20 protein-coding genes are annotated in these 18,339 nt (G+C 44.3%); 7 read left to right on the top strand and 13 right to left on the bottom strand.

Translation table 11 applies throughout. The annotated features are described in order from the left end of the window. Positions 1-73: 73 nt before the first annotated feature. From recX to pncC, 3 genes are all read right to left on the bottom strand, one after another. On the bottom strand, positions 74-538 hold the full coding sequence (recX, locus tag HOP38_RS01175) for a recombination regulator RecX (RefSeq protein WP_198557268.1): 465 nt from the start codon (positions 536-538) through the stop codon (positions 74-76). Positions 539-613: 75 nt separating this feature from the next. Further along, a complete protein-coding gene (recA, locus tag HOP38_RS01170; RefSeq protein WP_006073329.1) occupies positions 614-1,651 on the bottom strand; it encodes a recombinase RecA in 1,038 nt (345 codons plus the stop codon). Positions 1,652-1,848: 197 nt separating this feature from the next. Next, positions 1,849-2,349 (bottom strand): nicotinamide-nucleotide amidase, encoded by a 501-nt coding sequence (pncC, locus tag HOP38_RS01165; RefSeq protein WP_006073327.1) that lies wholly within the window; start codon positions 2,347-2,349, stop codon positions 1,849-1,851. A gap of 135 nt (positions 2,350-2,484) precedes the next feature. On the opposite strand from pncC, the gene mutS reads away from it, so the two are divergent. After that, positions 2,485-5,046 carry a DNA mismatch repair protein MutS gene (gene mutS, locus HOP38_RS01160; RefSeq protein WP_198557267.1) on the top strand — a complete coding sequence of 854 codons (2,562 nt, stop codon included), beginning with the start codon at positions 2,485-2,487 and terminating at the stop codon, positions 5,044-5,046. A gap of 155 nt (positions 5,047-5,201) precedes the next feature. Here mutS and HOP38_RS01155 read toward each other — a convergent pair whose 3' ends face one another. Together HOP38_RS01155 and rraB are read right to left on the bottom strand one after the other, a co-directional pair. After that, positions 5,202-6,002 carry a glycosyl hydrolase 2 galactose-binding domain-containing protein gene (locus tag HOP38_RS01155; RefSeq protein ID WP_198557266.1) on the bottom strand — a complete coding sequence of 267 codons (801 nt, stop codon included), beginning with the start codon at positions 6,000-6,002 and terminating at the stop codon, positions 5,202-5,204. A 120-nt stretch (positions 6,003-6,122) separates the two neighbouring features. Continuing rightward, on the bottom strand, positions 6,123-6,539 hold the full coding sequence (gene rraB, locus HOP38_RS01150; protein WP_006073319.1) for a ribonuclease E inhibitor RraB: 417 nt from the start codon (positions 6,537-6,539) through the stop codon (positions 6,123-6,125). 563 nt (positions 6,540-7,102) lie between these two features. Here rraB and arcA point away from each other — a divergent pair. The 5 genes from arcA to HOP38_RS01125 all read left to right on the top strand — a co-directional run bounded on the left by arcA (position 7,103) and on the right by HOP38_RS01125 (position 11,650). Beyond that, on the top strand, positions 7,103-8,323 hold the full coding sequence (arcA, locus tag HOP38_RS01145; protein WP_006073318.1) for an arginine deiminase: 1,221 nt from the start codon (positions 7,103-7,105) through the stop codon (positions 8,321-8,323). A gap of 123 nt (positions 8,324-8,446) precedes the next feature. Further along, on the top strand, positions 8,447-9,451 hold the full coding sequence (argF, locus tag HOP38_RS01140) for an ornithine carbamoyltransferase (RefSeq protein WP_198557265.1): 1,005 nt from the start codon (positions 8,447-8,449) through the stop codon (positions 9,449-9,451). A 300-nt stretch (positions 9,452-9,751) separates the two neighbouring features. Then, positions 9,752-10,681: an aspartate carbamoyltransferase gene (gene pyrB / locus HOP38_RS01135; protein WP_006073315.1), complete on the top strand. Its 930-nt coding sequence runs from the start codon at positions 9,752-9,754 to the stop codon at positions 10,679-10,681. Between the two features lie 12 nt (positions 10,682-10,693). Next, positions 10,694-11,155, top strand: coding sequence for an aspartate carbamoyltransferase regulatory subunit (gene pyrI, locus HOP38_RS01130; RefSeq protein ID WP_006073314.1), 462 nt, complete (start codon positions 10,694-10,696; stop codon positions 11,153-11,155). A gap of 105 nt (positions 11,156-11,260) precedes the next feature. Further along, positions 11,261-11,650, top strand: coding sequence for a RidA family protein (locus HOP38_RS01125; protein ID WP_038228906.1), 390 nt, complete (start codon positions 11,261-11,263; stop codon positions 11,648-11,650). Positions 11,651-11,699: 49 nt separating this feature from the next. On the opposite strand, the gene HOP38_RS01120 is transcribed toward HOP38_RS01125, so the two are convergent. The 8 genes from HOP38_RS01120 to mlaF all read right to left on the bottom strand — a co-directional run bounded on the left by HOP38_RS01120 (position 11,700) and on the right by mlaF (position 17,071). Next, positions 11,700-12,428 (bottom strand): 1-acylglycerol-3-phosphate O-acyltransferase, encoded by a 729-nt coding sequence (locus HOP38_RS01120; protein ID WP_006073311.1) that lies wholly within the window; start codon positions 12,426-12,428, stop codon positions 11,700-11,702. Between the two features lie 71 nt (positions 12,429-12,499). Next, a complete protein-coding gene (murA, locus tag HOP38_RS01115) occupies positions 12,500-13,768 on the bottom strand; it encodes a UDP-N-acetylglucosamine 1-carboxyvinyltransferase (RefSeq protein WP_006073309.1) in 1,269 nt (422 codons plus the stop codon). A 9-nt stretch (positions 13,769-13,777) separates the two neighbouring features. After that, positions 13,778-14,032, bottom strand: a complete 255-nt coding sequence (gene ibaG / locus HOP38_RS01110) for a BolA family iron metabolism protein IbaG (RefSeq protein WP_006073308.1) — start codon at positions 14,030-14,032, stop codon at positions 13,778-13,780. Positions 14,033-14,041: 9 nt separating this feature from the next. Continuing rightward, positions 14,042-14,344 (bottom strand): STAS domain-containing protein, encoded by a 303-nt coding sequence (locus HOP38_RS01105; protein ID WP_420883067.1) that lies wholly within the window; start codon positions 14,342-14,344, stop codon positions 14,042-14,044. Next, entirely contained in the window at positions 14,341-14,982 is a 642-nt protein-coding gene (gene mlaC, locus HOP38_RS01100) for a phospholipid-binding protein MlaC (protein ID WP_006073300.1), read from the bottom strand. The genes HOP38_RS01105 and mlaC overlap by 4 nt, the downstream gene beginning before the upstream one ends. 4 nt (positions 14,983-14,986) lie before the next feature. After that, positions 14,987-15,469, bottom strand: coding sequence for an outer membrane lipid asymmetry maintenance protein MlaD (gene mlaD / locus HOP38_RS01095; RefSeq protein ID WP_006073296.1), 483 nt, complete (start codon positions 15,467-15,469; stop codon positions 14,987-14,989). Positions 15,470-15,486: 17 nt separating this feature from the next. Then, complete coding sequence (gene mlaE, locus HOP38_RS01090) at positions 15,487-16,275, bottom strand: lipid asymmetry maintenance ABC transporter permease subunit MlaE (protein WP_006073293.1); 789 nt, start codon at positions 16,273-16,275, stop codon at positions 15,487-15,489. A gap of 1 nt (position 16,276) precedes the next feature. Further along, positions 16,277-17,071 carry a phospholipid ABC transporter ATP-binding protein MlaF gene (gene mlaF, locus HOP38_RS01085; protein ID WP_006073291.1) on the bottom strand — a complete coding sequence of 265 codons (795 nt, stop codon included), beginning with the start codon at positions 17,069-17,071 and terminating at the stop codon, positions 16,277-16,279. Between the two features lie 292 nt (positions 17,072-17,363). Here mlaF and HOP38_RS01080 point away from each other — a divergent pair, with 292 nt between their 5' ends. Continuing rightward, entirely contained in the window at positions 17,364-18,335 is a 972-nt protein-coding gene (locus HOP38_RS01080; protein ID WP_198557264.1) for a calcium/sodium antiporter, read from the top strand. The last annotated feature ends 4 nt before the right edge of the window (positions 18,336-18,339 follow it).

Raw genomic sequence — 18,339 nt, 5'->3', positions numbered from 1 at the left:
ATTCTGGTAAAAAAGGCAGGAAACTGGAAGAAATTAGAGATTAATCGCGTTAGGACAAGTGGTTGCAGGTGAACTAAAGATTCTCAAGGGCATTTAGTGCATAGTTAATCTGTTCAAATGTGTAACCTCGATACTGCAAAAAACGCACTTGTTTGGCGTATTCTTTCGGATCTTTTGATTTTCCGAGTCGAAACTTTTTCTCCGCCGTTGTTTTAGCCAACTCGAACCAGTCCACTTGCTCCTCTAACATCGCTTCATCAACGACAGAACCTGAGACGCGCTTTTGGTTTAATTCTTGGCGAATTCTACGCTCACCATGACCTTTGTATACATGCTGACGAATTTGGCTCTTGGCAAAACGCAAGTCATCCAAATAGCGACAATCACGACAAAAATCTAACGCCGCTTCTACTTCAGATTCTTCGTAGCCTTTAAAAGCAAGTTTTTGATAAAGCTCATACTCACCATGGTCTCGACGACTCAACAATTGAATCGCGGCTTCTTTCGCTGACAATGATGGTGGTTTTCGTTGAAACATAGTCACTCGACGAACAAAGTACAGATACAACAAAGCCCTGCTCTGCAGGGCTTATCTCAATGAGGTTGTTAACGCTTACAACTCTTCAGCTGGCGCCTCACCTTGCTCTGGAGCTTCTTCCAGTGCTGGTGTTAGTAGCATTTCACGAAGCTTCGCATCAATCGTTTGTGCCGCTTCTGGGTTTTCGCGAAGGAATTTACATGCGTTCGCTTTACCTTGACCAATCTTATCGCCGTTGTAGCTGTACCATGCACCCGCTTTTTCAACAAGCTTGTGCTTAACGCCTAGGTCAATAAGCTCGCCATAACGGTTGAAACCTTGGCCGTATAGAATTTGAGTCTCAGCTTGTTTAAATGGTGCTGCAATCTTGTTCTTAACAACTTTGATGCGAGTTTCGTTACCAACAACCTCGTCACCTTCTTTGATAGAACCAGTACGACGAATATCAAGACGAACAGACGCGTAGAACTTAAGTGCGTTACCACCTGTTGTCGTTTCTGGGTTACCAAACATCACACCAATCTTCATACGGATTTGGTTGATGAAGATACACATACAGTTAGACTGCTTAAGGTTACCAGTTAGCTTACGCATCGCTTGAGAAAGCATACGCGCTTGAAGACCCATGTGGCTATCGCCCATTTCACCTTCAATCTCTGCTTTTGGCGTTAGAGCCGCAACAGAGTCGACTACCATCACGTCAATAGCACCAGAGCGTGCTAGTGCATCACAGATTTCTAGAGCTTGCTCACCTGTATCTGGTTGAGAGACAAGTAACGAATCAATATCAACACCAAGCTTCTTCGCGTAGATTGGGTCTAGGGCATGTTCTGCATCGATAAACGCACATGTTTTACCTTGCTTCTGTGCCGCGGCAATACACTCTAGCGTTAACGTTGTTTTACCTGATGATTCAGGACCGTAGATTTCTACGATACGACCCATCGGAAGACCACCAGCACCTAGAGCGATATCTAGAGAAAGTGAACCTGTTGAAATGGTTTCAACGTCCATGGTGCGGTTATCACCAAGGCGCATAATCGAGCCTTTACCAAATTGCTTTTCAATCTGACCTAATGCAGCGGCTAACGCCTTTTGTTTATTCTCGTCCATTACTTTCTCCACAACTATCCTTTACGGATATAGGCTCTACGCAAGTTACTTGCTTTGGCAGTTTTCTAATTAGTGAGCGATGCATAAAAGCATCGCGATATGGTTTTATTATACTGTTGATTCATACAGTGTCTATACCTGTATGAAAATTTTTCCGACACAAACAGCAAATCGTTGATGCCGCGAGTGTTATTTTGTTAACAGTAAGGCTCGTCTTCCAATACGTGACGATACAATATCAATAGCGCATGCATTACAGCTTGCTGACGTACTGCGGCTCGGTCACCTTCAAACAAACAGGTTTCGACCTTGAGCCAACCTTGTTGTGAAGCCCACGCAAAGCAAACGGTTCCTACCGGTTTGTCTTCACTCCCCCCTCCAGGACCAGCAATTCCACTAATGGCAACGCTAAGCGTCCCTTTAGAATGTTGCAGCGCACCCTGTGCCATTTCAACAACAACGGCTTCACTCACCGCTCCATTCTGTCCAAGGGTTTCAGTTGCGACGCCAAGCATATCGATTTTTGCGTCGTTGCTGTAAGTAACAAATGCTCGATCAAACCACGCAGAGCTACCAGCAATATCAGTGATTGCCGTCGCCACACCGCCACCAGTACAAGACTCCGCGGTCACAAGGATATGATCTTTCTGTTCGAGTAACGCGCCTAGGTTGAAACTTAACTCTTCAATAGTGTTCATCTAGCAAACTCCTAAACAACTCAATGTTTGACAACGACCCCAAGCCATAGAGCCACTTTTTTATATTCTCTTTTCGCTCACGTCGGTTTCACGTATCCTAAGCAGCAATTGAAACAAGCAGCTAAAGATGTGACAGTGAAAGCGGAACAAAAACATACGCCAATGATGCAGCAATATCTGAAACTCAAAGCCGAGAATCCAGATATCCTGCTTTTCTACCGAATGGGTGATTTTTACGAGCTCTTTTATGACGACGCGAAACGTGCGTCTCAACTGCTCGATATTTCTCTAACCAAACGGGGCGCATCCGCGGGCGAGCCTATTCCAATGGCCGGTGTCCCTTTCCATGCCGTGGAAGGCTACTTAGCAAAACTGGTTCAACTGGGCGAATCTGTCGCTATCTGCGAGCAAGTTGGCGACCCTGCTACCAGTAAAGGTCCAGTAGAGCGTCGCGTGGTTCGAATTGTCACGCCAGGAACCGTTTCAGATGAAGCCTTACTATCGGAACGATTGGATAACCTAATTGCCGCAATCTACCACCAAAACGGTAAATTTGGCTATGCCACGCTAGATATTACCTCAGGTCGCTTTCAACTTTGTGAACCTAGTACCGAAGAAGCGATGTTGGCAGAACTGCAACGCACGGCACCTAAAGAGTTGTTATTCCCTGAGGATTTTGAACCCGTTGAACTGATGGCTAACCGCAATGGTAATCGCCGTCGTCCAATTTGGGAGTTTGAGATTGATACGGCAAGGCAGCAACTGAATCAGCAGTTTGGTACCAAAGATCTTATTGGGTTTGGGGTCGAGAAATGCCAACTTGGACTCTGCGCTGCAGGTTGTTTAATTCAGTATGTTAAAGATACTCAGCGCACGGCTCTACCACACATCCGTTCATTGACGCTAGTGAGCCAAGACCAATCTGTAGTACTTGATGCAGCCACGCGTCGCAACCTTGAGCTAACTCAGAATTTGTCGGGCGGACAAGACAACACGTTAGCCGAAGTCTTGGATCACACCGCAACAGCAATGGGTAGCCGAATGCTGAAGCGCTGGATCCATCAACCGATGCGCTGTATTAAGACTTTGAACTATCGCCTTGATGCTATCTCAGAACTCAAACAAGATGCGTTGTATACCGAGCTTTCGCCTACGTTGAAACAAATTGGTGATATCGAGCGTATCTTGGCACGTTTGGCACTTCGCTCTGCAAGGCCACGAGATATGGCTCGATTACGCAGTGCTCTGAACCTCTTGCCCGAGCTGGCACTAAGTCTTGAAACCGTTGCTCACCCATACTTGCTGCAACTGGCTCAATACTCCGCACCTATGGACAGCATGGCAGAACTGCTTGAGCGCGCTATCAAAGAAAACCCACCCGTAGTAATTCGCGATGGTGGCGTCATTGCTGATGGCTACAATGCCGAATTGGACGAGTGGCGTGATTTAGCTAACGGTGCGACGGCTTACCTTGAGAAACTGGAGCATGATGAACGAGATCGCCACGGTATCGACACACTGAAGGTTGGTTACAACAATGTACACGGCTTCTACATTCAAGTCAGTCGCGGTCAAAGTCACCTAGTACCACCGCACTATGTGCGCCGCCAAACCTTGAAGAATGCCGAACGCTATATTATTCCAGAGTTAAAAGAGCATGAAGATAAAGTGCTTAACTCTAAGTCTAAAGCGTTGGCAATTGAGAAGAAGCTATGGGAAGAGCTGTTTGATTTGTTGCTGCCACAGTTGGAACAACTGCAAAATCTAGCTTCAGCGCTATCGCAATTAGACGTTTTGCAAAACCTAGCTGAGCGTGCTGAAAGTCTCGATTATTGTCGCCCAGCCCTCAGTGAAAATGCCGGTATTCTGATTCAAGGTGGCCGCCACCCTGTCGTTGAACAGGTGATGGATGAGCCATTCATTGCCAACCCTATCTCGCTCAACCCAGAGCGAAAAATGTTAATCATTACCGGTCCGAATATGGGTGGTAAGTCGACCTATATGCGCCAAACGGCACTGATTGCACTGATGGCTCACATTGGCTCTTATGTCCCTGCAGAGTCCGCTGAAATCGGTTCACTGGATCGCATCTTTACGCGTATTGGGGCATCCGATGATCTTGCCTCTGGTCGTTCTACGTTCATGGTCGAGATGACCGAAACGGCGAACATCTTACACAATGCGACAGAAAACAGCTTGGTGTTAATGGATGAAATCGGCCGTGGTACCAGCACCTATGACGGTCTATCGCTAGCGTGGGCAAGTGCTGAATGGCTAGCGACCAAAGTTGGCGCTATGACCTTGTTTGCGACCCACTATTTTGAACTGACAGAAATGCCAAACCAGCTACCACATCTCGCTAACGTTCACCTTGATGCGGTAGAGCATGGTGACTCCATCGCCTTTATGCACGCGGTTCAAGAGGGAGCGGCGAGTAAATCCTACGGCCTTGCTGTCGCCGGATTGGCTGGTGTACCAAAAGCGGTAATAAAGAATGCGAGACAAAAACTCACTCAGTTGGAACAATTAGGTCAAAAACCAACGACCAACGATTCTCCACAAGTAGACATTGCCAATCAGTTGAGTTTGATTCCAGAGCCAAGCGAAGTGGAAGAAGCTCTGGCACAAATCGACCCTGACGATCTAACACCGAGACAGGCATTGGAAGAGCTATATCGTCTGAAACGTTTGTTATAGAAGTAACGACTTGCTCTCTTGTTGAGATTTTTAGCAAGAGAGCAAACTTGATTATGCACTCATGATTGTTATAACTAGCAATGTTGAATGCCAGATAACAAATAAGACTATATCGCTACATAACTTCATAGCTACATAACTTCATAGCTACATAGCTACATAGCTACATGAGTCACGCAAAGTGATTGACTTAACGCCACATCAAATTCCTGCACTTGCCCATCTAAATTTACTATCAGACTGTACAAGTCATCTGGATTAGGCTGCGCCGGATCAGCATATTTAGGTGCTTCAACCTGAAACAGAGCCGATGCTTGATGTGCTCGAACATCAATAGGCAAATGTAATGTCATACAGTTAAATCTGACTGACGCTGATACTAAACCTGCACGGTAGGTACGATAATGAAGGTCGACTTTAAACTCACAGCCACCACCATGGTGCCAGATCTGTTCCATTGCTACATGCTCTAACCTAACATGTGGAATAAATTGCAAATAAGGCATTTGCCATACACCGATACGTGTCTCGGTTGCAGGTTTGGTAACAGATAAAGAACACTGCGGCGCTTCATCAAGATCAATCAACAAGTCTTCTTCATCATACTCTAAGAACAAGATTTCAATGCGATTGGGTCCCTGTTGTAAATGGGCTCTTACTTCGCGACGATACGTCGCTTCACTGCCATCACAATCCAACACTGCACGACCATTAATACGAATTTCTGCATAATGCTCAACACCACCGATCACCAAATCGACCGCCGGATTCTGCAATTCTTCTTCCGTTAACTCAAAGTCATGCATGAGGTGCCATTCTTGGTTGGCAATCATTTCTTCGGTAAGCTCTGAAGGTAAGACCTGACTTAAAGCGCCTGGGAAAGAGAGATCATCTTGAGGTATAGAGAGATCAGTAAGTGGGGACAGCTGCCATAGGCCAGCCAAATTCTTTTTCATGGTGTGAATTGACCTAGATCATATTTAGCGCAGTATAATCAAATCCGTTATCGAAAGATAGTTGAACCCACCAGATAGCAAAAAGGCCAGCTAAGCTGGCCTTTCAACAACAATTAAGGCTTACTCTTCGTCGCCTTCATCTTCATCGGTATAAAGAGCATCTTCGCCCTCGTAGTATGTACCCCAACCGTCATAGATGATGTCGTACTTCTCAGCTAAGTGCACTAGCTTTTCAACTTGTGCGTCAATCTGCTCTGCATTCAGAGTCGATTCCATTGTCGCGTCGCAGCACAACAGTTTGTTACCGTCTTCGTCTTCGGTCTCTTCCGCTTCTAGCACTTCGAAGCCCATTTTGAACGCTTCAACAACCGCCTTCTCCAGACGATCGAAATCTTCAGCAAACAGGTGGTGTTCGATCTCATACAATGCCTCTGGATCACTTCCATCTTCAATTAAGGCCTGAATGATATCGCGAGTTTCTTCCTTTTGAATTTCGATCAAATCTTCAACGGACATATACTCATCTTGTTGAGACATAAAGTGCTCCAGCTATAAATAGGTTATCGGCATGAATGATACGAGAAGTCAGCTGAAATCGAAAGATCAAACCGAGATCTTTCCTGACTATTTTTCAGTTATCGAACTCAAACCGAGCAAGATCGAGATCACAGAAACATAATTTTAACATTTCATTGCTTACCTCTGATTTCAGCATAAACTTAGACAAAAGCCATAGCTAATCAACAACAATCGCCCAGAAAGTTTATGAGGCAATTTTGCATATCAAACACTCTATTCTTAAGTTTAACCTGGTTTTGCTTTAGTCACTATGCCCAGTATTTTCTGCAAATTTGCGTTTTTTTATGCACATATCACTCATGAATATTGTATTAAAACTGCTCAAGAGGCCTGCATACTCAAGCAAGAATTCACAGAAACTAGCACAACTCTCTCATAAAAACTTTATCTGCATTTCTCTACTTAAATCCACAATATCACTGCAATTTTAAGCTTTCGCAGTAACAAACACTGACATTTTGACTTGCATCTTGATAACAAGCTTGTCATAAATAGCGCAATCAAAACTGAAAGGAATCACAATGAGTAAGTTGTACGTTGGGTCGGAAGTAGGCCAATTACGCCGTGTATTGTTAAACCGTCCAGAACGCGCCCTAACCCACCTCACGCCATCAAACTGCCATGAACTACTGTTTGATGATGTACTGGCTGTAGAAGCCGCTGGTGAAGAGCATGACGCTTTTGCCAATACATTACGCAGCCAAGATGTGGAAGTACTGCTGCTTCACGATTTATTAGTAGAGACTCTTGCCGTCCCTGAAGCGAAGGAATGGCTTCTCGAAACGCAGATTTCTGATTTCCGTTATGGTCCTATCTTCGCTAACGAACTTCGTAACTATCTGACAGAAATGGACGACGAGCACTTAGCAACTATTTTGTTGGGCGGCCTCGCATACTCTGAGCTACCAATAAAAACCCCTTCTATATTACAAAAGATGAGTAAGCCGCTTGATTTTGTCATTGAGCCACTGCCAAACCACCTTTTCACCCGTGATACCTCTTGCTGGGTCTATGGTGGCGTATCGTTGAACCCAATGATGAAGCCCGCTCGTCAACGCGAGACAAATCATCTAAGAGCTATTTATCGCTGGCATCCAACCTTCGCAGGTCAAGACTTCATTAAATATTTCGGCGATGAAGATCTTCATTATGATAACGCCAACATCGAGGGCGGTGACGTTCTTGTTATTGGTAAAGGTGCTGTATTAATTGGTATCTCTGAGCGCACCACCCCACAGGGCGTGGAAAACTTGGCGGCGAATCTATTTAAATCCGGACAAGCGTCTCAGGTCATTGCCATTGACCTTCCGAAACATCGCTCTTGCATGCATCTTGATACCGTTATGACTCATATGGACGTGGATACCTTCTCAGTTTACCCAGAGATCATCAACGACAAACTGGATACTTGGCGTCTAACCGCCGACAGCAAAGGCCAAATGCAAGTTGAAAAATTACCTAACTATCTTAAAGCCCTAGAAAGTGCGCTTAACGTTGATCAATTGAAGATCATCACAACGGGTGGTGATAACTACGAAGCAGAGCGTGAGCAATGGAACGATGCTAACAATGTGCTCACCGTCAAACCCGGTGTCGTTATCGGCTACGAGAGAAATGTGTATACTAATGAAAAGTATGACAAAGCGGGCATTCAGGTCCTAACCATCCCAGGTAATGAGCTAGGACGTGGTAGGGGCGGAGCCCGTTGTATGAGCTGTCCAATCGAACGAGATGGCATTTAAACATAATTATTTATCAAAAGCCCCTATTAGGGGCTTTTTTTGCATTAAATTAAAATACTTATTCACAATAAAAGAATTTTTATGTATAAATAAACCAAGAAACTAAATAAAAGGGTACGAATCATGGCTTACAACTTACGAAATAGGAATTTTCTCAAGCTTCTCGACTATTCACCAAAAGAGATTCAGTTTCTTCTCGACCTGTCTAAAGATCTTAAAGCCGCTAAATATGCCGGCACAGAGCAAAAAAAACTGGTAGGGAAAAACATCGCACTGATCTTCGAAAAAGCCTCGACTCGTACCCGATGTGCTTTTGAAGTTGCCGCTTTTGATCAAGGTGCTCAAGTCTCTTACATCGGCCCTTCCGGATCCCAAATAGGCCATAAGGAATCGATGAAAGACACGGCTCGTGTACTAGGTCGTATGTACGATGGCATTGAGTATCGTGGTTTTGGACAAGATATCGTTGAAGAGCTAGGTACTCACGCTGGCGTACCTGTTTGGAACGGTTTAACCAATGAATTCCACCCAACGCAAATTCTCGCTGACTTTTTAACCATGCTAGAGCACGGCAAAGGCAAGTTATTACACCAAATTAAATTTGCCTACTTAGGGGATGCTCGCAACAACATGGGGAACTCTCTAATGGTCGGTGCCGCAAAAATGGGAATGGATATTCGTTTGGTTGCGCCAAAAGCTTTTTGGCCAGAGCAAAGCCTCGTTGATGAATGTCAAACTATCGCACTATCAACAGGTGCTTCGATTACTCTCACCGAGGACGTACAACAAGGTGTAGCCGATTGTGACTTCTTGTATACGGACGTTTGGGTCTCTATGGGCGAGTCAGCCTCGGCGTGGGAAGAGCGTATTGCCTTAATGAAACCGTATCAGGTAAACATGGATACGATTAAAGCTACCAATAACAAAGATGTGAAATTTATGCACTGCTTACCTGCATTTCATGATGACCAAACCTCAATAGGTAAAGAAATCGCCGAAAAATATGGCTTGAATGGTCTCGAAGTCACAAATGATGTATTCGAATCGGATTACTCCATCGTATTCGATGAAGCCGAAAACCGAATGCACACCATCAAAGCCGTCATGGTCGCCACATTAGGCAGCTAGTCAAATTCACTTGCAGTTTAACGATAAACCTTTGATGTAATCGCTTGCGCTCACGATTTTTAGGCGTATAATTCTCCGCAATTTGTCTGGGGAACAATCAATGGCGCAAGCGAGTTTTACAACACATCACGCTCTCGATAAGCTTTTTGCTTATCACGCACCGTTATTATTTCCTGTTGATTACTAAACCTCCCATTATGGGGGGTTTTTTTATGCCTGCATTCCTAGCTGTGATTGAGCACGCTCCTTTCGCACTTGGAATATCCATCTGGTCTGGTTTTAACTATAGGGAAGATAAACATGGCGAATACGCTCTTTCAAAAGCACATTATCTCAATTCCAGAGTTGTCACGTGACGAGCTAGAACTCATTGTACAGACAGCCGGTCAACTAAAATCAAACCCTCAACCTGAACTCATCAAAAACAAGGTTGTTGCTAGCTGTTTCTTTGAACCTTCAACACGTACGCGTCTGTCATTTGAAACCGCCATTCAACGTATCGGCGGAGACGTGATTGGTTTCGATAGCGGTGGTAATACCTCGCTTGCTAAAAAAGGTGAAACACTGGCAGATTCAGTTCAGGTTATTTCGTCTTATGTTGATGCGTTTGTCATGCGTCACCCACAAGAAGGTGCGGCACGTCTGGCTTCTGAATTCTCAAACGGTGTACCAGTTATCAACGCAGGTGATGGTGCCAACCAACATCCAACACAAACACTGCTAGACCTATACAGCATCTACGAAACCCAGGGTCGTTTAGATGATATTAACGTTGCCTTTGTTGGTGATTTGAAATACGGCCGCACGGTACACTCGTTAACGCAAGCCCTAGCGAAATTCAATAACGTTCGCTTTTTCTTTATCGCTCCCGATGCACTTGCGATGCCTGACTATATCTGTGAAGAGCTTGAAGAAGCTGGCATCCAATTTAGCCTGCATACCGACATGGAAAGTGTAGTATCTGAACTGGATGTTCTATATATGACGCGAGTACAGAAAGAGCGTTTTGATGAGTCTGAGTACGCACACATTAAATCGGCTTATATTCTCTCTGCTGATACATTGAAAGGCGCACGCGATAACCTAAAAGTGCTTCATCCATTGCCACGAGTTGACGAGATTACTGTCGACGTAGATAAAACGCCTTATGCGTATTATTTCCAACAAGCTGAAAACGGTGTGTACGCCCGTGAAGCTCTACTCGCTCTAGTTCTAAACGAAACGCTTTAAGGAGGATTGATCATGTCTAAAGAAACCCAGTTGCAAGTAGAAGCAATTAAAAACGGCACGGTTATCGACCATATCCCAGCAAACATTGGCATCAAAGTTCTCAAACTGTTCGCTATGGATCAATCCAAACAGCGTGTCACGATTGGTCTAAACCTTCCTTCTTCAGCATTAGGTTGTAAGGATCTATTAAAGATAGAGAACGTGTTTATCACTGAAGAACAAGCGAACAAGCTGGCACTCTATGCACCACATGCTACCGTCAACCAAATTGAAAACTATGAAGTGTGTAAAAAGCTGGCGTTAAAACTGCCAGAAACAATCACGGGAGTATTCGAGTGCCCTAATAGCAACTGCATTACTCACAATGAACCCGTAGACAGTAGCTTCAAGGTGTTCGAGAAACATCAAGACATTCGTCTCAAATGCAAATACTGCGAAAAAGTCTATTCGCGTGAGATCGTTACTGAAAGCTAAGAATGACACGATTATTAAACAAGCCTACACATTGTAGGCTTGATTTTTATTGAGCCTAGAGGCAGTCTAGACTCTCTTTGAATTCACAGAACAATGGATAAAACGATGACAAAAGTACTTCATACAGAATCTGCACCAGCAGCAATCGGTCCTTACGTACAAGGTGTCGACCTTGGTAACATGGTACTGACTTCAGGTCAGATCCCAGTAAATCCGCAAACGGGTGAAGTGTCAGAAGATATCGCTGAGCAAGCACGTCAGTCTCTAGACAACGTAAAAGCGGTTGTTGAAGCATCTGGCCTAACGGTTTCAGACATCGTAAAAATGACGGTTTTCGTTAAAGATCTCAACGACTTTGGTACAGTAAACGAAGTGTATGGTAAGTTCTTTGACGAGCACCAAGTGGCTAACTACCCTGCGCGTTCTTGTGTTGAAGTTGCTCGTCTTCCTAAAGATGTGAAGATTGAAATCGAAGCTATCGCAGTACGTAAGTAAGTTCTGCTATGTATTAAAAAAGGGTTGTCATTGACAACCCTTTTTAGTGTTATTTTTTGCTGTTTAACTCAGCCACTTCAGCATCAAGCTGCTCTAGCTTCTCTGCCATCTGCTCTCGGCATACATTCGCCAGTTTTCTCACATCTTCTTTGCCGTAGCCTTCGATCGAGATAGGTGGCAGCATCTCAACGATGATATGACCATTATCCCACTTATTAAGCTTTAGATGGCTCGTACTGCTACACACAATAGGAATGATTGGTGTCTTTGCCCCAATCGCTGCATGAAAAGCACCCGTTTTAAATGGCAATAAGCCGCGTCCGCGAGAGCGTGTACCTTCCGGAAACATCCAAACTGAAAGGTTACTTTTCTTCATGCTATCAACAACTTGGTCAATCGTACCTTTCGCTTTACTACGGTTAGCACGATCAATCAGAATATTACCTGTTAAATAATAAAGCTGACCAAAGAATGGCATCCATAGCAGGCTCTTTTTACCAACAGTTACCACATTAGGTGTAACGGCAGAAGATACCGTAAACAAATCCCAGTTGTTCTGGTGATTAGCGATATAGATGTGTTGACCGCGTTTGTAGGCATCTTCAGGTAAACGAAGATCGAGTTTAATACCAAAGATCTTCGACATAGCGCCAAAATAACGCCCAAACGTAAACACGTGTTTAGGATTTCTCGGACTAAGTAAACAGTAACCACATCCAAATACGAACATAATTACCGCAAATATCGCCACTGCAATGCAGCGTAGGAAAGCAACCATTTTGGTCTCCGCTAATGGCTTCAAAAAAAAGCCGAAACCTTAAGATTTCGGCTATTTATAATCTATCGTTATTATTCAGCAGAACCCGCGATACGTGTGATGTTAGCACCTAGTGCAGACAGCTTATCTTCAATACGCTCATAACCACGATCGATATGATAAATACGGTCTACAATTGTCTCACCATGCGCAATACAACCAGCGATAACCAAGCTTGCCGAAGCTCGCAGGTCAGTCGCCATCACTTGTGCACCACTCAATGATTCAACATCACCACAAATCACAGTGTTGCCTTCAATTTCTGCTTTTGCGCCCATACGCATTAGCTCAGGAACGTGCATAAAACGATTTTCAAAAATCGTTTCGGTAATCACACCGCCACCTTTTGCCATCATATTAAGCAAAGTAAACTGAGCTTGCATATCTGTAGGGAAGCCAGGGTGTGGAGCAGTACGAATTGAAACCGCTTTAAGCTCTCTATCGGTCATATCCAATGAGATCCAGTCATCGCCAGTCTCGATCTTAGCCCCAGCTTCTTCTAACTTAGCTAATGCCGCTTCTAATAGATGAGCATGCGTATTGCGACAAACAATCTTACCGCCTGATACCGCTGCCGCTACTAGGAAAGTGCCTGTTTCAATGCGATCTGGAACAACAGAGTGCTTGCCACCACCAAGACGTTCTACACCTTCGATAGTGATAGTATCGGTACCTGCTCCAGTGATTTTTGCGCCTAGCTTGTTCAAGAAATCAGCGGTATCGACGATTTCAGGTTCACGAGCCGCATTATCAAGTACAGTAGTACCTTCAGCCAATGTTGCAGCACACATTATCGTGATAGTCGCACCAACGCTCACTTTGTCCATCACAATGTGAGCACCCTTCAATCGACCTTCCACTTCCGCTTTCACATAACCATCTTCTAATGTGATGGTGGCACCGAGCTGCTCAAGACCATGAATATGTAAATCTACCGGACGCGCACCAATGGCACAGCCACCAGGAAGTGAAACTTGTCCTTTGCCAAAACGAGCAACCAGTGGACCTAATGCCCAAATCGATGCACGCATGGTTTTCACCAAGTCATAAGGTGCACACAACTCGTTAATCTGGCTACCATCAACATGAACAGAACCGTTGCGATGCACTTTGGCACCTAAACGGCTAAGTAGTTTCATAGTCGTATCAATGTCACGAAGATGTGGTACGTTGGCCACTTCTACAGGCTCCTCAGCCAGAATAGAAGCGAATAAAATAGGCAGTGCTGCATTTTTAGCACCTGAGATCGACACTTCGCCAGATAACGGCTGATCCGATCCAATAACTCGAAACTTATCCATTAATAAACCTTACAAAGACATCAGCTTTTTATCACGAGCCCACTCTTCTGGAGTATAGGCTTTAATTGAAACTGCGTGGATGTCATTACGCTGAATATAATCCATCAGAGGACCATAGATCATCTGCTGCTTTTTAACTCGGCTCATGCCTTCAAATTGAGCATCTACCGCAATCACTTCGTAGTGGCTACCTTCACCTTTTACGTGTAGCTCTTCTAGGTTCAATGCGTTTTGTAATAGTTCCTGTACTTTTGTGCTATCCACAAGATACTCCTAAATGTGTTTCTCAATAACTGATTCAACGTTATACAGCTGAAACAGTATTTTCAGCTCATCGGGCACGAAGCTGAGCATTATATGACACTTTCGATTTTTTGCATGCTCTAATAAGTGAATTAGCATCACCAATCCCGCAGAATCGAACCGTTTTACTTTATCTAACGCCAATTCCATCTCAGGCTCATCAAAATTAACGCTTTGAATAGTATTCCAAAGCTCTGGTACAGTATCACGATCAACGTTACCAATTAGCTCTAATACACCTTCGTTACGAACCACTAATTTAGTGTCCATTATTTTTTGCTGCCTTCAAAACGAATCGGCGCCTGTGCCAACTGCTCAAGTTCTTCTGCTACCGCTAATATGCCATCTTGACGAATTTTGCTGTTCCATTCAGATTGCTTGCTAGAGAGCAAACTAATGCCTTCTGCAATCATATCAAAGGCCTTCCATTCGCCTGTTTTCTTATCCTTTCTGAGTTTAAACTCGAGATTAATATTAGGTCTCGGTGAGTCCATAATTGTCACACGAACACCGATAATGGTCGTCTTATCATCAATTTTTGGTTCTGGACCAAATTGAACATCCTGTCCAGTATATTGGGTTAAAACTTGCGCATAAGAAGTAATCAAGTACTCTCGAAATGCTCTGGCAAACTCTAACACATCTTCTCGTTTAGCACCTTTTAAGTTAGGACCCAGTAGCTTCAACGCCGCATAGCGATCGTTCACGTAAGGCATTAGTTCCTCTTCGACTACCACCTTAAGATAGTCAGGATTTTTCTGAATTTGCTCTTGCTCATTCGCTAAACGAGTAAACGCTTTATCGGCGACTTTCTGCATCATGTCATAGGGCTTGGTGGCATCAATCTCATTAGCATGTAGACCAAATGAGAGCATCAAGGCACTAAATATCAGTAAACATTTGTTGAACATCACTTTACTCCTTTTTCTCATCGGAACCGCCAATGCTATAGAGCACTTGACCTATCATATCTTCGAGCACCAACGCTGATTTGGTGTCTTCAATTCTGTCACCATCGGCTAGATAACCTTCATCATCAAAGATAAACCCAGGCACTAGACCTATATATTGCTCACCAATCAACCCTGATGTTAGCACTTGTGCACTCGAGGTATCTGGGAAACGGTAGTCCGAGCTAATAGATAAGGTTACCACCGGTAAATAGCTCTCCTTATCAAGACTAATATCACTGACTCGGCCAATAACGACGCCACCAACTTTCACAGGAGAACGAACTTTTAGGCTACCGATATTATCGAACCTTGCTTCCAGCTTATAAGTATCCCCTGAGCCCAACCCTTTCACGTCAGCAACCTGAAAAATCATAAACAAGATTGCGCAAAGTCCGATGATGACAAAACTGCCTACCCACAATTCTAACTTTCTGGTTTGTTGCATTGAATTGTCCTTTACTCTTAATTGCCAAACATCAGTGCTGTAAGCACAAAATCTAAACCTAATACCGCCAAAGATGAGTGCACGACGGTTCTCGTTGTCGCCTGACTAATACCTTCCGAAGTCGGTATGGCATCATACCCATTAAATAGCGCAATCCACGTCACCGTAATCGCAAACACCAAACACTTAATGACGCTATTACCAATGTCTCGACCCAGCTCTACGGACGATTGCATCGCTGACCAAAAACTGCCGTGATCGATACCTTTCCAGTCCACACCAACCAGTTGGCCCCCCCAAATACCTATCGCCATAAAGATCATAGCCAATAGCGGCATGGAAATAACCCCGGCCCAAAAACGAGGCGAGATCACTCGTTTAAGAGGATCAACGGCCATCATTTCCATGCTCGATAACTGTTCAGTGGCTTTCATTAAGCCAATTTCAGCGGTTAGTGCCGAGCCTGCACGCCCAGCAAATAATAGTGCAGTAACAACTGGACCCAACTCTCTTAATAGCGATAACGCCACCATCTGTCCTAAACTGCCTTCCGCCCCATAATCGACGAGAACTACATACCCTTGCAGGCTGAGGACCATTCCAATAAACAGCCCTGATACCATAATAATGGCCAATGATTGCACACCAACGTTATGTAGCTGTTTTATTAATAGTGGAAAGTGCTTTTTGGGCTGTGGTTTGGAAAACAGGACACCAAATAGCATAAAGGTTGCCCTACCCCATGATTGGCAAAGAGATAAGGTTCGCTGACCGACTTTTTGAATCCATACTGAAGGAAACGACATATTAGAACAGCTCCTCAGTTAATGCTTTTGCTGGATAACGGAATGGAACGGGTCCATCGGCTTCGCCGAGCAAGAACTGTTGGACTCGAGTATCAGGGTTACTTCTCAATTCATCAGGAGTACCACAAGCAACAACTTTTCCATCAGCGAGCAAGTAAACCCAATCTGCGATGGACATAACTTCAGGAACATCATGAGAAACAACAATAGAGGTAAGGTCTAGTGCCTTGTTCAACTTGCCAATAAGCTCCACCAGCACTCCCATCGTTATAGGGTCCTGACCAACAAAGGGCTCATCGTACATGATTAATTCAGGATCAAGCGCAATAGCTCTTGCGAGCGCCGCACGTCTTGCCATGCCTCCAGAAAGTTCACTTGGCATAAGTTGAGATGCTCCACGTAATCCGACAGCCTCTAACTTTAGCAGCACTAAAGTACGAATCATCGACTCACTCAGTTCTGTATGCTCACGCAAAGGAAACGCGACATTGTCAAAGACGTTAAGGTCGGTAAATAGTGCACCCGATTGGAATAGCATGCTCATTTTCTTGCGAACATGGTAAAGACGTTTTCTAGAAAGCGTAGGAATATTGTCGCCTTCGAACCAAATCTCCCCATGGTCAGGCGAGATTTGTCCACCGATCAGACGAAGTAATGTTGTTTTACCAATTCCCGATGGTCCCATGATGGCTGTTATCTTACCTTTTGGTACATGCAACTCGACGTCATCAAAAATGACGTGTGAGCCACGCGCAAAAGTCAGTCCCTTAACGGAAACCAAGTCATTGTTTGACATACATTTCCTTATCATCCTAACAGTAGTCCTATGCTAAACAATAATAATGATACAAGCGGACAATTAAAACCCTTATATCCAAATGGTTGGATAATTACAGAGTCAAACCCCATTACAACAAACTTGCGTCATTACGCGCATTTATGACTTCGATCCTAACCTTAGTCTATCTATTAGCGTATTAGCTTCGGCGCACTATTGTTATTTTATTTGTTGATTAGCTTCCATTTTGGCCGACAAACCGTCAAAATTAGCCGCCAAATGTCTCAGAAAAATAGAAGTGGATAAAAACATGCTTGAAGCCGTAGTGTTTCTGATAATTGGACTGGTTTTTCTCGTTTGGAGTGCTGATAAATTAGTATTCGGCGCCGCGGCACTGGCACGCAATGTGGGTATTTCGCCACTAGTTATCGGTATGACTATTCTTGCTATGGGGTCATCAGCGCCAGAAATGATGGTTTCGGCCACCGCCGCCCTAGAAGGGAAAACGGATACTGCGGTTGGTAACGTACTAGGCTCCAACATCGCCAATATTGCGCTTATTCTTGGTATTACGGCCATGATTAAGCCTCTTTCTATTTCATCTGCGGTTCTGAGACGCGAGCTACCTTTAATGATCGCGGTAACGCTTATCGCGGGTCTTATTCTTTGGGATAGCCACCTTGGTTTCTATGAAGGTATTATTCTGTTTGCCTTATTTGGCGCATTTATCCTTGCCATGCTTCGTATCAGCAAAGCAGAAAAAGAGAGTGGTAACAATGACGCCATGCTAGAGGACCAAGAGTCCGAAATTCCAGAAGGTGTGAGTAACGCTAAAGCAGCCATGTGGGTGGTGATTGGCCTAATCATCCTTCCTATCGCAGCAGATAGACTGGTAGATAGCGCCGTAACGATCGCCCAGTATTTTGGTATGAGCGACCTTGTTATTGGTCTAACGATTATCGCGATTGGTACCAGCCTACCAGAACTGGCCGCTTCTCTTGCTGGTGTACTAAAAGGCGAAGATGATATGGCGGTAGGTAACATCATAGGTTCAAACGTCTTCAACATCCTCGCCGTTATGGGTATTCCAGGTATCATTAACCCTTCTATACTCAGTGAACATGCTATGGGCCGTGATTTCTGGGTTATGCTGGCCGTTTCGCTATTACTGGTTGTAATGGCACTGGGCAAATCTAAGAGCATTAATCGAATCGAAGGCTTTGTTTTGTTCGTGCTATTCCTTGGTTATCAGGTTTATCTATTCGCTAATATGGCAGCTTAGGAGC

Source organism: Vibrio mediterranei (genome assembly GCF_013364395.1).
Classification (GTDB): Bacteria; Pseudomonadota; Gammaproteobacteria; order Enterobacterales; family Vibrionaceae; genus Vibrio; species Vibrio mediterranei.
This window is presented reverse-complemented; position numbering and strand designations above follow the sequence as displayed.